We start from the raw sequence: 15,389 nt of genomic DNA, 5'->3' as shown, positions 1-15,389 counted from the left end.
ACTATAACATCCCCTTATCGTATCTCGTTTTCATACATTTATGTAAATACTCTATCGGATTGAGATGTTTTAAAAACGTATTTTGCAGGGATTGAATGAACAAAACCTATCCCATGCAAAAAACAATTGTGGATTAGATTGTTATATTATTTATCTCAAAAGACAGGGTGAAGTGAAATCAGATACCTTCTTGGGGATTCACTTTTAATTGATTAAATGCGGAAAAGGATTGCTTTTGCCACAAGTAAAATGTATATTTGCATTGAAAAAATCGTTCTTTGACAGAGGTAAAAGGAAACAGAATATTGTAATTCGCTCGTTTCTAAATCGTTACCTGTTATCAATAAAATAACAGATAACTTCTTTATTTTCAATTAGATAGAAAACACATAATGTTTCGCGGTGTATGAACTCAATTTATCACCCAGTCCCAACAATTCACCCAACAACATTAATTGTCGGTTAAATGTGCGCAATGCTAACTGATACTCTCGATATGCCTCTTTTGTTCCTTCACGACTTTTCAACAATGAGAAAAGGTATGGAGAAGAAGGGTCACAATTCATGTGCTTCTTCACCAAAAGCATTGCCTCCGGAGTCAATGTCACCGACAATGTACGCCCCGTCTTACGCCTACGATAAGTAATCACATTATCATGCAAATCACTCTTACGCAAATATGCGAGATCGACAAAAGGTAAACCACGAAGTAAAAACATCAGAGTAAATAGCTCTTGTGTACATCGCAAAGCCGGAGTTGCAACCGATGAATGTAATTTTGCAAATACCTTTTTTATGTCTTCCTCACATAAAGCTCGCTTACGATCAGCGCGAGTACCGGTATAAACCGAATGAAATAAGTTCGGCACATAAGGTGCTTTTCGAAGATCGACTGCACGGTTATATACTGCACGAAATGTACGCAAATAAGTTGAAACTGTGTTCCAACTACAACCACGGCTACGAAGATGTATTTCGAAACCTTTCAACCATCCCGGAGTTACTTTATCAAAAGTGAAATCTCCTTTCCCACAATAAACAATAATGGCATTGAGACTGCTACGATATACGTGAGCCGTCCCAAAGTTTCCCCCCATTTGTAGCCCGTTAGCCACTTGCCTCATAAATGCTACTACTTTTAACATATTATTATTACTTAATTTAATTACACAATAAACATACAGGTATTTTTAAGAACAAGCAAACCTGTAAGTTACAAATAACAATAATAATAACAATGTTGTTTCTTGGAAGTAAATGAAAGGAGCGATGAGGTAAAACTAAGACAAAAAAAGACGGGGATGTCCCAATCTTGGCACATCCCCGTACAATATAAATCAATTCAGTTATTATTTCTTCAGAATATCCATTGTATCGGATGCAATCAACAATTCTTCGTCTGTCGGAATCACTACTACTTTCACTTTAGAAGCAGGAGTAGAAATAATTGCTTCCTCACCACGAACTTTAGCATTCACATCGTTGTCAAGCTCAATACCCATGAATTCCATATCCTTACAAACTTCACGGCGACATTCCATCTGATTCTCACCTACACCACCAGTAAACAGGATGATGTCTACACCGCCCAATGCAGCAGCATAAGCTCCGATATATTTTTTGATACGGTAATAGTACATCTTCTCTGCAAGGATAGCTTTCTCATTGCCAGCCGCACAAGCAGCCAAAAGTTCGCGCATATCGCTTGATACACCTGAAACACCGAGCACACCGCTCTTCTTGTTCAGCAGATTGGAAACACCCGTAGTATTCAAGCCTTCTTTTTCCATGATAAATGTTACTGCACCGGCATCAATGTCACCGCTGCGAGTACCCATCATCAAGCCTTCCAACGGAGTCAAGCCCATAGTGGTATCCATACATTTACCATCTTTGATAGCGGCGATAGAACCACCGTTACCAATGTGGCAAGTGATAATTTTCTGTCCTACCGGATTCACGCCCAGGAATTCGCATACACGTTTTGACACGTAACGATGAGAAGTTCCGTGGAAGCCATAACGACGCACACCATACTTTTCATACAGTTCGTGAGGGATAGCATACATGTAAGCATAATCCGGCATGGTCTGATGGAAAGCCGTATCGAATACACCTACCTGCGGAATGTTAGGAAGAATAGCAGAAACTGCATTCACACCTTTTAGGTTAGCAGGGTTGTGAAGCGGAGCCAGATCATTGCAAGCTGCAAATGCCTCCAATACTTCCTTGTTCAGCAATACAGATTCGCTGAAACGTTCGCCTCCGTGCACCATACGGTGACCTACCGCATTAATCTCATCCAAAGATTTGATAGCACCATATTCAGGATGAATCAATGTATTCAGGATAAACTCTACTCCTACTGTATGTTCAGGAATATCTTTTTCCAATACTTTCTTTTCGCCGTTCGGCAAAGTCAGTTTCAAGAAAGATCCCTTCAGACCGATTTTTTCGATACCACCTTGTGCAATCACTTCTTTGCTGGTCATATCGAACAATTTATATTTAATAGATGAACTTCCGCAGTTCAATACCAGAATTTTCATGTCGTTGTCGATTTAATACTTACTACTTTATACCTAATACTTATTTATTCGCCTTTGCTGCAATAGCCTGATTAGCCGTGATAGCAATCATGCGATATACATCTTCGATAGAACAACCACGAGACAAGTCGTTTACCGGACAAGCGATACCCTGAAGGATCGGGCCGACAGCGTCAGCATGTCCCAGACGTTGAACTAACTTATAAGAGATATTACCAACTTCCAGACTCGGAACAATCAATACGTTTGCTTCGCCAGCCACAGGAGAACCCGGAGCCTTGCTTGCACCGACTTCCGGAACAAGAGCAGCATCAGCCTGCATTTCACCATCCAGATCAAGCGTAGGAGCCATCTCCTTTGCAATCTTAGTAGCTTCTACCACTTTATCAACTACTTCGTGTTTTGCAGAACCCTTGGTAGAGAAGCTCAACAGAGCCACTTTCGGATTTTCAATACCGGCAACGGCTTTCGCAGTTTGAGCAGTACAAATAGCAATCTGTGCCAGCTGATTAGCGTCCGGAACCGGAGTTACGGCAACGTCACCCATGACCAAAATGCCATTCTTTCCGTATTCAGGAGCATGAGTCAGGAGCAACATAGCACCGGATACGCAAGTGATTCCCGGAGCAGTCTTGATAATCTGCAAAGCAGGACGCAATACATTACCAGTAGTGTTGCGGGCACCAGCCAACTGACCGTCAGCATCACCGCTCTTAATCATTAAACAACCATAGAACAAAGGATCGCTCGTCAATTTGCGGGCTTCTTCGATAGTCATCCCCTTCTTTTTACGAAGTTCACACAACAACTGCGCATATTCTTCGTGTTTCGGAGAAGTTTCAGGATCAATGATAGTAGCTTTACCGATGTTTCCCAATCCCCATTTTGTAGCAAGTTCATTAATTTCTGCCGGTTTACCCAGTAAAATTAGATCGGCTACTTCGTCTGTCAAAATCATATTGGCAGCTTTCAATGTGCGTTCTTCAGTTCCTTCCGGAAGAACAATACGTTGGCGATTTGCTTTCGCACGCGCCACGATTTGGTTGATTAAATTGAGCATAGATATATTGAATATTATTATAAAACGTCCTTACAATTTGTAATTTGCGGTGCAAAAGTACTCAATTTTGCAATATCCACATTACAATTTCGGCTATTTTTCTCTCCCAAGTCTAAAATATTATAATATTTAACACTGTACTCCTATTTTTCATACCTTTGCAGTGTTTTCAAACAAAATCAATAGGTTATTAGTATATGATACGTCAGTGCGCCATTTTATTTGGCTGTTTGGCTTTGGGTGAATTAATAGTTTATCTTACGGGTATCAAACTCCCCTCCAGCATCATCGGTATGCTGCTGCTCACCCTCTTTTTAAAATTAGGTTGGATTAAACTACACTGGGTACAGGGATTGTCCGACTTTCTGGTTGCCAACTTAGGATTCTTTTTCGTTCCGCCCGGTGTGGCTCTTATGCTGTACTTTGATGTCATTGCGGCAGAGTTCTGGCCGATAGTGACAGCGACCATTGTCAGCACCGCGCTTGTACTTGTCGTTACGGGATGGGTGCACCAAATCGTCCGCAAGTTCAGGCTGGCACGTCAGATTAAGCTGGCGCGCAAACTTCACCTGACGGATTTCCATCTGCCGGAGAAACTACACCTTAAAGATAAAATCAACTTAACGAATAAAGACAAATGAGCTTCTTAGAGAATAATTTCTTCCTGCTGGCTATCACCTTCGGGATTTTCTTCTTTGCCAAATTGCTTCAGAAGAAAACAGGACTGGTATTATTAAATCCTATATTGCTGACCATCGCCCTATTAATCATCTTCCTTAAAATGACAAATATCTCATACGAGACCTATAATAAAGGAGGACATCTGATCGAATTCTGGCTCCGTCCGGCTGTTGTCGCTTTAGGCGTACCTTTATATCTTCAATTGGAGATGATAAAAAAGCAGTTATTGCCAATCCTTCTGTCTCAACTGGCAGGCTGCATTGTCGGAGTTATTTCAGTAGTGCTGATTGCGAAGTTTATGGGAGCTTCCCAAGAAGTAATCCTGTCACTCGCTCCCAAATCGGTTACGACTCCGATTGCGATGGAAGTAACCAAAGCCATTGGCGGTATTCCGTCACTGACGGCGGCAGTTGTTGTGGCAGTAGGTTTATTAGGAGCAATCTGTGGTTTTAAGACCATGAAAATCATGCGTGTAGGCAGTCCGATCGCCCAAGGGCTTTCGATGGGGACAGCCGCTCATGCTGTCGGAACTTCCACCGCAATGGATATCAGCAGCAAATATGGGGCATACGCCAGCCTGGGCCTGACACTGAATGGAATCTTCACTGCACTGCTCACACCTACGATCCTTCGATTATTAGGTGTCTTGTAAAAACAAAATCTCTTGATTTTCCGTTATATAAAGAGTTAAACGCAAAAAGCAATTTTATGATTCCATTTAAAGATATCACATTAGCAGACAAAGACACAATCACCTCATTCACGATGAAAAGTGATCGCCGTAATTGCGATCTTTCATTCTCCAATCTTTGCAGCTGGAGGTTCTTATACGACACTCAATTCGCAGTGGTCGACAACTTTCTGGTATTCAAGTTCTGGGCGGGAGAACAACTTGCTTATATGATGCCCGTAGGCACAGGAGATTTGAAAGCAGTATTGTGGGAGCTGATAGAAGATGCCCGCAAAGAGAACCAGCATTTCTGTATGCTGGGAGTGTGCAGCAATATGCGCGCTGATCTCGAAACCATCCTTCCGGAACAGTTCACTTTCACAGAAGACCGCGACTATGCGGATTATATTTATTTGAGAAGTGATCTTTCTACGCTGAAAGGGAAGAAATTCCAGGCGAAAAGAAATCATATCAACCGGTTCCGCAACACTTATCCGGATTATGAATACACACCGATTACCCCGGACCGTATTCAGGAATGTCTGGATCTGGAAGCAGAGTGGTGTAAAGTGAATAACTGTGACCAACAGGAGGGGACAGGCAACGAACGTCGCGCCCTGATTTATGCTCTCCACAACTTCGAGGCACTCGGACTGACGGGAGGTATCTTGCATGTGAACGGTAAAATCGTCGCATTCACATTCGGTATGCCTATTAACCATGAAACGTTCGGCGTACATGTAGAAAAAGCGGATACCAGTATTGAAGGTGCGTATGCCATGATTAATTATGAATTTGCCAACCGGATTCCCGAACAATATATCTATATCAACCGGGAAGAGGATTTAGGTATTGAGGGTTTGCGCAAAGCCAAACTGTCTTACCAGCCGGCAACGATTCTGGAAAAATATATGGCTTGCCTCAAAGAGCATCCCATGAATATGGTTAAATGGTAAATCCATTATAAATATGATGATAAAGGAGCAAGTAAAAGCATTGTGGAAAATCTGTTTTGACGATAGTGAAGAATTCGTTGAAATGTACTTCAGACTGCGCTATAAAACAGAGGTGAATGTCGCCATCCAAAGTGGCGATGAGGTAATCTCTGCGCTTCAGATGCTTCCTTATCCGATGACTTTCGGCGGAGAAACAGTGCAGACTTCCTATATTTCAGGAGCCTGTACGCATCCCGATTTCCGAAGCAAAGGGGTCATGCGAGAGCTCTTATCACAGTCTTTCGCCCGGATGCTGCGGAATGGAGTACATTTCAGTACATTGATACCGGCAGAGCCCTGGTTGTTCGATTATTATGCCCGCATGGGATATGCTTCCGTATTCAAGTATTCAACTAAAGAGATTGTTTTGCCGGAGTTTATTCCTGCCAAAGAGATAGTGGTCAATGTGGTATCAGAGTTTCAGGAGGAGATCTATTCTTATTTGAATAAGAAGCTTTCCGAACGGGCTTGCTGTATTCAGCACACGCTGGAAGACTTTCAGGTTATTATGACTGATCTTGCCATCAGCGGAGGATACTTATTTGTAGCCAGACAAGAAAACGAAATCAAGGGGGTGACTATTATATATAAAGGAGACAAACATATCATTATCAATGAACTTTGCGCTGAAGATAAAGATGTGGAATATAGCCTATTATATGCTATCAGGCAACACACCGGGTATAAGCGCATGGTTCAACTCTTACCTCCTGAAGATCAACAGCCTCAACATCCGTTGGGCATGGCACGCATCATCAATGCCAAAGAAGTGCTGCAAATCTATGCCGCGGCTTTTCCTGAAGATGAAATGCAGTTGGAATTATCAGACAAACAATTGTCCGTAAATAACGGCTATTATTACCTGTGCAAAGGAAAGTGTATGTATAATACCGAGCGACTGCCCGGTGCACATATACAAATGAATATTAGCGAATTAACCAATAGAATACTTCAGTCGTTAAAGCCATATATGAGCTTGATGCTGAATTAAATTTTAGGCACGGATTACACGGATTACGCTGTTGACTTATATTAAGGCATGCCTCTAAGAGCTGTGAAACCCGTGTAATCCGTGCCTGTATTTATTTATTCAAATAACGAACCCGTTCGCAGGCTGCCAATAGAAACGCACCTACTCCAAAATTCGAAGTGGAGTTTGCGTCTACCACCTGACCGGGTATCGCTTTCTCACCAATCGGTTGCACATATCCAATCTTGCCATCAGGCTGCAAAGCAACTGTTGAGAGATATTTCCATGCTTTTTCAACCACCGGCTGATATTCTGCTGCATCCAGGAAACCGTTATTGATTCCCCATTGTAAACCATAGGTAAAGAAAGCTGTTCCACTGGTTTCCGGTCCCGGTGCATGCAGCGGGTCGAGCATACTGCGTGTCCAGTAGCCTTCCGGCTGTTGACAAGCAGCAACCGACTTAGCCAGGGTACGGAAACGATCTATATACTCCGGACGATACTTATCTGTTTCAGGAAGTTCTTTCAAGACTTTTGCCAATCCGGCCAATACCCAGCCGTCTCCACGTGCCCAGAAATCCTTTTTGCCGTTCACACTCTTGTGTTTAGGATACACGTATTTTCCATCCCGGTAATAAAGTCCGGCCTCTTCATCATACATAATACTATCAGCATAGGCGAGGTATTCATGCAGTTTCTCCAAATAGAGCGGATTCTTAGTTATGTTATACATCTTTGTCATGACCGGCATGACCATATATAAGCCATCTGCCCACCACCAATAATCATGATTGGGGGTACTCATCTGATATTCCATCACTTCGCGGGCACGGGCTATTTTCTGTGTATCCGGTTCCAGATTATAGAGATCGGCATACGTCTGGAAACAAATCTGATAGTCACCGAAAAGCACATAATCATCACTTTCACCGTAACTGTACTTCCAGTTTTCCTTATGATCTGATTTTGCCCCTTTCCATTCATTATGTTCCGCCCAGGCTTTCGAGTATTCCAGATATTCCGGCTGCTTAGTCAGAAAATAAGCTTCCATATTTCCGGTGTGATAAGCGGCATTATCCCAAAAAGAACGTCCGTGTTCCGGATGATTCGTCTGCCAATAATTATTCACTTTATGAATGGTGTTTATCACTTCTTCAGCAGAAGCATCTTTCTTATCCGTGCAACTTGCACAGATTGTACCGCCTAGAAAGAGTGCAGAAAAAAGAGTTGCATATAGTTTCTTCATATCTTTATTTATTTGTATCCATATTCATTTCCAATACATATATCATTTGAGGCTCAATTTCCGCTGTGCGTTCACCGTCTCCCTGACGGGTGTGTTGTACAAAGAGATGCAGTTTCCGATGCTTTTTCCAAAGTTCCGTATCATGAGAGGGTTCCCAGGCATCCACCGAAAAATCCGTCAGATCCGTTATTGTCCACTTACTCGTACCCACATCAGTCGCATGTGCCATCGACACACGGCTTCCCCGTTCTTCGTCACGGAAAATATAAAAGACTTCTCCACCTTCTACCACAATACGCGGACGGGCAATGGGGATCATTTTCGTACCTCCACCCTTCAAGGTAAAAGGTGTCCGGCGATCGGTTATCTGCCGTTGATGCCACACCTTCCCGTCATTCCAGATGATGCGGTATTGAGGAACATCACTATCGGATTCCCGCCAATAAGTAGCTATATACGGATTTCCTCCTGCATCGGCACTCATACTCGTCTGATTAATCAACTCACAGTTTTGAGGTAAACGACAGGCATACTCCGCATTGGACAATTTGATAGGGAGTTCATATCGTTCTCCACTCGTCTTATACCAGGTTACCCCATTATCAAAAGAACGGGCATAACAAATATCATGGTTTGTTTCCACATGCCAGGTCTCCCGCCATACCCATGAAAGATGAATCGTCCCTTTCTCATCAACATATAACTGCCAATAGGCATTCCGTTTATTTTCCCCGTCGATCAGTATATCCTGCACACGAGTCCATTTATGTTCTTTCAGCGAATAACGGTTCATTACCAGATTTCCACGCCCCGAAGAACCGGAGCGGTAAACAAACAATAAATCTCCTCCGGATAAAGGATAGAACTCCGGATAGGTGACATTTCCTTCGTCAACTCCGGTCATGGGCATTTTATCCCCCAGTTCCAAAGAACCGGGAGCAATGCTCCGGCAGTAATTCAATGGATGTCCGTGATGGTCAAAAGATACGTGTATGTATCCTTCTCCATCTATCATCATACTAATTATATTATGAGCATCCTTCACATTTCCCTGATATTGGGTGCGATGTAATGTCCATTGTTCCGAATCCAGTTTCCGCTTTCCAAGTACCAGATAGCCATCGTTATCGTAATAACTGATATATTGTTCATCACCGTGTGTAACCAGCGAGTTATTCCGAAAGACCGTCGTATTGACCGAAGTACAGCTATACCCCTTTCCCACTTCAACCAAATGCTGGGAACAGGCAATAACGGGAACGAGCACTATTCCGCAAAGTAGTAACAGTATCCGTTTCATATTTATTTTTTATTTGTCAAAGATAGAAAGGTTCCATTTTTCATACCAAGGGATAGTTATTTTCCCCTCTTTTACCAACACAGGCAACCATACATAACGGGAATCTTCCAAATCCTTCTTCTTCCAACGGTCGAACATGGCAATATATACATCCTTCTTTCCGACAACAGGCTGGACATAAGTACTCTGGGCATAAAACGTTTTATCTGCATCCGGTCCCGTACAAGGATTTCCGATTGTCTTCCATGTTCCCATAATAGAATCGGCTACTGCGATCTCGGCTATATTAGGATCCCAACCAGTACAACCGGAGCTTAACATATAATATTTACCATTATATTTAAATACTGCCGGAGCCTCTCTCGATTCTTTTACGAAATTGCGTGTAAAACGTCCGCTCGGTTTCAGATAATCATCAGTCAGAAGGCTGATATACATCGTTTCATTATTTTCTGAAGAATAAAACTGATAAGCACGTCCGTCATCATCCACAAAAACAGTCTGATCGCGGCTCATCGCATTGTTCGGACGAAAACTTCCCTGATAAACGAACGGCCCGACAGGAGAATCGGCTACCGCCACTCCGGCACAAGCCTTACTGTAATCGGCACTTTCCACATGCGCCCACATTACAAACTTACCGGTCTTCTTATTAAAGATGACTTTCGGACGTTCCAACACTTTGGACGGATGCAGGTCATGATTCGGATCGTCTTTGACTGCCGGAAGCACAATTCCTTCAAATTTCCAATTCAGCAAGTCTTTAGAAGAGTAACAACCAACTCCGGTCACGTCTGTACGATAACACTCCCACGTAGCCCAGTCCGGCAAAATCGTTTTTCCTTTCTTATATTCACCATACCAATAGTAGGTGCCATCATGATAAAGAAGTCCGCCACCATGAGCGTTTATCGGATTTCCATCGGTATCTTTCCACACTTGTCCGGGGGTAAACGCCGTATTCTTCTGAGCCTGTACGGATATTGGAAGCAAGCCTATGCAAGCTACAAACAGTAATAATAGTCTAGTCATATATCAATATTTGTTGGTTAATTCATTATTAATGAAAAGCATGGTCTTTCGGGAAGTCATTCCCTTCCCAGGCTTTTTTACTTGTCCAGTCTTCGGCAGGAGATGTCCAGAAGGGATGGTCAGCCGGAAGTCCAAGCGGCAGGAAAGCAAGTGATGCCATATATAAGCTACCATTATTTGTATACCAATCGGATATATTCGGTTGCTTGCCATTGAAACCCAAAGTAAGGAATCCTTTTTCATTGAAATTGCGGTCATCTCCAAACATTCGTTTAATAACTGCCGTCATGGCTGCACGCACTTGTCCGTCGGGCAATTCCTTGGGTAACCATTCTCTCCATGCCAACAATGCCAAAGGCTGCAAAGTTCCTGTACGATAGGTAATAGAACGCCCAAAGACAGGGAGTGTCCCTTCGGGAGAGATGAACCGTTCCAAAATCATTCCGAAACGTTGCATTCGTTTTACCGCACGGTTGTAGTCACATTCAGGCATATTCCAAACTTTATTCTTTCCGCCATTGGTCATTATTTCCAGTGGCTCTATATACATGGGATGCAATACAAAACTATTGTAATAGTCGAAAGCAAAGTCCTTTCCATCCGAATACCAACCATCACCAACATACCATTCTTCCACTTTGCGCAACGCCGAAGCTATGCGGTAAGTATCACTTGGCGCACCCGCTTTCCGCAGAAAGGCTTCTACGGTAGCAGAGAACAATAACCAATTCGTATAAGGAGGGTCTACCCGGCGAAGCTGTGTAAACTCGGTAATATAACGTTGTTTCGTCACGCTATCCAACGGAAGCCATAAAGCATCATATCCTCTTATGAAACTTTCCGCGATATAAGCAGCATCCACTAAAGTTTGCCCTTCCTTTCTCCACAACAGATAATCGGGACTTTCCGGATCGACAGCCTGCGCATAACTCTTGAGCGCCCATTCACGCAGTTGTTTCCGCCAGATACCTTCGGATGTATCATCATCCGGCAATGAAATCCAGGGAGCCAGTCCTGCCATCAAACGTCCGAAACATTCCATATAAGTAACCTTTTTATTTCTTCCATCCCATGTCGGACTTAACTCAACCAACATATTCTGTTGCAGCTTGCCTTCACTCATATTACTAAGCACCGGTTCAGCCATACGATACAATACTTCCGCCCATAACTCTCGGTCGGTCGGTTCTTTCACTTGTTTCTTTTTTTTTGCCGACAAGTCTTGTGACGGAATCATCAAGATTGCCATAAGCAATAACAATACGTAATGTCTATTCAAGATCATGATATTATTTAGGTTTTTCATTTACAAAGATACTTTATACTCACAAGAATAACGTCCAAATTTATGTCAAAAAAGGGATACTTAAAGACCAAATTTAATACAGAGACAGTTATATATACGAAATTAATAAAGTTTCCACCTATCAATCCATTCAATAAAAGGTATCCCTTTTTCATTAAATTGAATAGGCAACCAAATATAACGTGAATCCGACAAACTCTCCGGACACCAGCTATCTGCCATAAAAACAAACCGGTCTTCCTTCCCTTGCAAAGGAAAGCTATATGTACCCTGTCCCCCGAACGTCTTATCCGCTTTCTCTCCGACGCATGGATTCGGAAGTTGTTTCCATTCTCCAAGAATCGAAGTAGCAGTTAATAACCGGGCTTTATTAGGCTCCCATCCCGTACAACCGGAAGTTATCATCCAGTACGTTCCGTCTTTCTTGAAAATAGCGGGAGCTTCATTATGTCCGCCGGGAAAAATGCGTATATACCTGCCTGTATGACCGAGATAATCATCAGACAATTCAGCAATCTGCAAAGTCAAGTTATCTTCCGAAGAATAAATATGATAAGCTTTCCCATCATCATCCACAAACAAAGTCATATCGCGGGACATCTGTCCGCCTTCCATATCTCTTTTCAGGAACAATCCCTTTTCAATAGCACTATACCATTCCGGAGTCCACCATTCCTTATATTTAGAAAAGTCCCATTCGATTTCCCGCTCCTTTGTATCCATATTCAACGGATAGACACCCTTATTGACACGACCAGAACGAATAAACCTATATGATCCGGTTGGTGAGTCACTGACAGCAACGGCTGCACATGCAGAACCGTACCCATTCCCTTTCTTTTCCAAATGAAACCACATCACAAACTTCCCGGTTTTCTTATTATATATCACTTTCGGACGTTCCATGATGCACCCTTTTTCAATATCAGCCCCTTCCTCGCCGGATACAGCCAAGACAATGCCTTCAGGCTTCCATTTGCACAAATCAATAGAAGAATAGCAGTTTATTCCTTTTTCGGTCACAAAGCCCGATTCGGGACGATGTTCACCAAACCAATAATATTTTCCTTCATGATACAAAACGCCTCCACCATGAGCATTAATCACATTTCCATCCGTATCTCTCCAAACTTTACCAGAAACAATATTTTTCTCTTTCTGATAAACCCGTACATAATCTATCTCATACTTCATCGGCAAAGCACTCTCATCAATCGGTCCACCGTTGATGCCGCCAATAGCCAAATTCAACAAAAGATATTGCGGTTTCATAAAAGGATTCGTTCCCCTGCCGATACTTCCGTTTACAGCATCCTTTAAAGGAATCTCATTCAACAATTCATCATCCAAATAGAGTTTGATGGCTTCTTCATCCCAATCCATCCGCCAAATGTGAAACTTAGAAGCCCAGTTCGGATCTTTTTCCGTAAAATAAACATAAGGTATAGCCTTACTATTCCATTTAGCCCCCCATTGCTTGTCCGTGCCCCACGCTGCATTTGCCAAAATATGAGGAGTCCCTTTGATTTGGTAATATTCCATGATATCTATCTCTCCACATGAGGGCCACTCCATATTACTACCTAACGTCCAGATAGCCGGCCATGCACCTTTCGCCACCGGTATGCGAGCACGTACTTCAAAGCGTCCGTAGAGAAACTCCTTCTTTCCGGCAGTCGTCACCGATGAAGAAGTATATTCTACAAACTCCCGTTTCTTGCGCCAATCGTTACTACCACACACATAAAGAGGATTTCGGCGACCTTGTTCCTTCCGGGCTTCAATGACAAGAAAGCCCCCTTTGCAGAATGCATTATCCGTCTGATACCACTGAGCCTCCTCGTTGCGGACATAACCTTGTTCATAATTCCATACGGAAGGGGATAATCTCCCCTCTGTATTAAATTCATCGCTCCAAACCAGCCGCCAATCGTCATTCCGTGCAGTTGCAAGCAAAGGTAGGGTTAACAGTAATAACAATAGTATATATACATTATTCTTTTTCATTATCAATAGATGTCTATAGTTGAACAAATCCTGCATTGCCCGATTCTAAATCAGCCAGCAATACAGGATATTGCTACCGTTTATTTTTTAGACTGATAGATACGTATATAGTCTATATGGTATTTCAAAGGGAACGCAGTGTTATCCACAGGTCTTCCATTAATACCACCGATTGCAAGATTCAACATCATACGCTGTCCAAACCCCTCGTAATCGTTTGAATAAGGATTCTGGTATCCACCTTGTCCGGCACCATTGTCACCTTTATTCACTGTCAAAGTCAAATCCGTTTCATTCAGTAACTCGCCATCCAGATAAATTCGCATAAAATCCTTATCCCAATCCATCACCCACAAGTGATACTTGTCAGGCCATTGTTTATCTTTGGAAGTGAAGTTAGTGATGGGATAGTTCTTGGAATTCCATGTTCCTTCCCAACGTTTATTACCTCCCCAACAAACATTAGCATGAATCTTCTCTTTATAAAACTCAAGCATATCTATTTCACCGCCTAACGGCCATTCCCACCAGTTTCCTGTAGACCAAATAGCAGGCCACGCCCCCTGTTCCACAGGTATCTTAGCGCGCACTTCCATACGACCATATTTGAACACATACCCAGGTTTCGTCAAGATACATGAAGATGTATATTCCGAATATTCACGGTTCTTTTTCCAATCACTACTACCTTTCTGATAATTAGGATTCTTCACAGCCTCTATTCTTCCTTCAATAAGTAAAGCCCCATCCTTCATTTTTGCGTTCTCTTTCTGATACCACTGATCTTCTTCATTACGAACAAAACCTGTTTCAAACTGCCAAATATCCGGATTCGGCTCTCCCGTCCCATTGAATTCGTCATGCCATAACAATTTCATTCCGTTTTCCAGTTCATGGTCATCAGGTATCCCCACCTTGTCGGGCATGTACGCTTCTTGGTCTTCTGGTTCCTCCGGTTTTACATAGGTCACATTAAAAAGTAACATCAATGTATTTGTTTTAGAATTAACTCCATAAGATGATGAAGACTCAATCGTCAACGGAAGTACATACAGCAGATTTCTCTCTGCCTCTTGACAAGCAGTAATCAGTTCACTAGAATAGACTGTTACTGATACGGCATCCGATTTTGTTTCACCAGCCTGTAATGTCAATGTCTGAGAAGATAAATGATAATAGGATTCCGGAAGTAGTTCCGCACCGTCATATTTTGCATAAATACCTCCTTCGGGCACCTTAGCCAGTACTTTATTTAACGTATCCTTATTTACAACTAAGTTCACTTTAGCTTCTTGTTCAGCTTTACGTCCTTGATAAAGAGACAAATTCAACTTATAAGTAAAGTTTTTAACGGTCGTCTCATCCTCACTTTGCTGTAAAGCCGTAGTCACATTACACTCCGCACCATCCCACACATCACGGGCCTGCGTCAGGTTCAACAAATTCAAATCCAGTTGACCTTCATAACTAAAGTCTTTATCATCGTCGCAGCCATACACTCCACCGATGAAGGCGGTCGCCATACAGGCGACCATCCATATTTTATTCATTTTCATCATACGTTTCATTTTAA

General features: G+C 42.5%; 12 protein-coding genes and 1 pseudogene. 4 read left to right on the top strand and 9 right to left on the bottom strand.

The features are described 5' to 3' along the window. Positions 1-392: 392 nt before the first annotated feature. The 3 genes and pseudogenes from ACT8YW_RS04085 to pta all read right to left on the bottom strand — a co-directional run. Positions 393-1,145: pseudogene (locus ACT8YW_RS04085) on the bottom strand (tyrosine-type recombinase/integrase); the annotation flags it as partial. A gap of 204 nt (positions 1,146-1,349) precedes the next feature. Further along, positions 1,350-2,549 carry an acetate kinase gene (locus ACT8YW_RS04080; protein WP_151935212.1) on the bottom strand — a complete coding sequence of 400 codons (1,200 nt, stop codon included), beginning with the start codon at positions 2,547-2,549 and terminating at the stop codon, positions 1,350-1,352. A gap of 40 nt (positions 2,550-2,589) precedes the next feature. Next, complete coding sequence (pta, locus tag ACT8YW_RS04075; protein WP_008024419.1) at positions 2,590-3,609, bottom strand: phosphate acetyltransferase; 1,020 nt, start codon at positions 3,607-3,609, stop codon at positions 2,590-2,592. A 197-nt stretch (positions 3,610-3,806) separates the two neighbouring features. Here pta and ACT8YW_RS04070 point away from each other — a divergent pair, with 197 nt between their 5' ends. The 4 genes from ACT8YW_RS04070 to ACT8YW_RS04055 are packed head-to-tail and all read left to right on the top strand — an operon-like array spanning position 3,807 to position 6,946. After that, positions 3,807-4,250, top strand: a complete 444-nt coding sequence (locus ACT8YW_RS04070) for a CidA/LrgA family protein (protein WP_444104086.1) — start codon at positions 3,807-3,809, stop codon at positions 4,248-4,250. Beyond that, positions 4,247-4,942, top strand: a complete 696-nt coding sequence (locus tag ACT8YW_RS04065) for an LrgB family protein (RefSeq protein ID WP_004305057.1) — start codon at positions 4,247-4,249, stop codon at positions 4,940-4,942. The genes ACT8YW_RS04070 and ACT8YW_RS04065 overlap by 4 nt, the downstream gene beginning before the upstream one ends. A 56-nt stretch (positions 4,943-4,998) precedes the next feature. After that, positions 4,999-5,916, top strand: coding sequence for a DUF2156 domain-containing protein (locus ACT8YW_RS04060; RefSeq protein ID WP_128859423.1), 918 nt, complete (start codon positions 4,999-5,001; stop codon positions 5,914-5,916). 13 nt (positions 5,917-5,929) lie between these two features. Beyond that, the gene (locus ACT8YW_RS04055; RefSeq protein WP_444104085.1) at positions 5,930-6,946 is read left to right on the top strand and encodes a GNAT family N-acetyltransferase; all 1,017 of its coding nucleotides are present in this window, start codon (positions 5,930-5,932) and stop codon (positions 6,944-6,946) included. Positions 6,947-7,037: 91 nt separating this feature from the next. Here the strand turns inward: ACT8YW_RS04055 and ACT8YW_RS04050 are convergent, their stop codons facing one another. The 6 genes from ACT8YW_RS04050 to ACT8YW_RS04025 form a co-directional block, all read right to left on the bottom strand. Then, the gene (locus ACT8YW_RS04050) at positions 7,038-8,171 is read right to left on the bottom strand and encodes a glycoside hydrolase family 88/105 protein (RefSeq protein WP_444104084.1); all 1,134 of its coding nucleotides are present in this window, start codon (positions 8,169-8,171) and stop codon (positions 7,038-7,040) included. Positions 8,172-8,175: 4 nt separating this feature from the next. Beyond that, positions 8,176-9,471: a BNR repeat-containing protein gene (locus tag ACT8YW_RS04045; protein WP_444104083.1), complete on the bottom strand. Its 1,296-nt coding sequence runs from the start codon at positions 9,469-9,471 to the stop codon at positions 8,176-8,178. A gap of 9 nt (positions 9,472-9,480) precedes the next feature. After that, positions 9,481-10,503, bottom strand: coding sequence for a glycoside hydrolase family 43 protein (locus ACT8YW_RS04040; protein WP_444104082.1), 1,023 nt, complete (start codon positions 10,501-10,503; stop codon positions 9,481-9,483). Positions 10,504-10,531: 28 nt separating this feature from the next. Then, on the bottom strand, positions 10,532-11,788 hold the full coding sequence (locus ACT8YW_RS04035) for a DUF2264 domain-containing protein (RefSeq protein WP_444104103.1): 1,257 nt from the start codon (positions 11,786-11,788) through the stop codon (positions 10,532-10,534). Positions 11,789-11,911: 123 nt separating this feature from the next. Further along, complete coding sequence (locus tag ACT8YW_RS04030; RefSeq protein ID WP_444104081.1) at positions 11,912-13,852, bottom strand: family 43 glycosylhydrolase; 1,941 nt, start codon at positions 13,850-13,852, stop codon at positions 11,912-11,914. 44 nt (positions 13,853-13,896) lie between these two features. Next, a complete protein-coding gene (locus ACT8YW_RS04025; protein ID WP_444104080.1) occupies positions 13,897-15,375 on the bottom strand; it encodes a BT_3987 domain-containing protein in 1,479 nt (492 codons plus the stop codon). Positions 15,376-15,389 lie beyond the last annotated feature (14 nt).

It is taken from the genome of Bacteroides sp. (assembly GCF_052357945.1).
Taxonomy (GTDB): domain Bacteria; phylum Bacteroidota; class Bacteroidia; order Bacteroidales; family Bacteroidaceae; genus Bacteroides.
The sequence above is the reverse complement of the archived record's forward strand: the minus strand, read 5'-3'. Positions and strand labels throughout refer to the sequence as shown.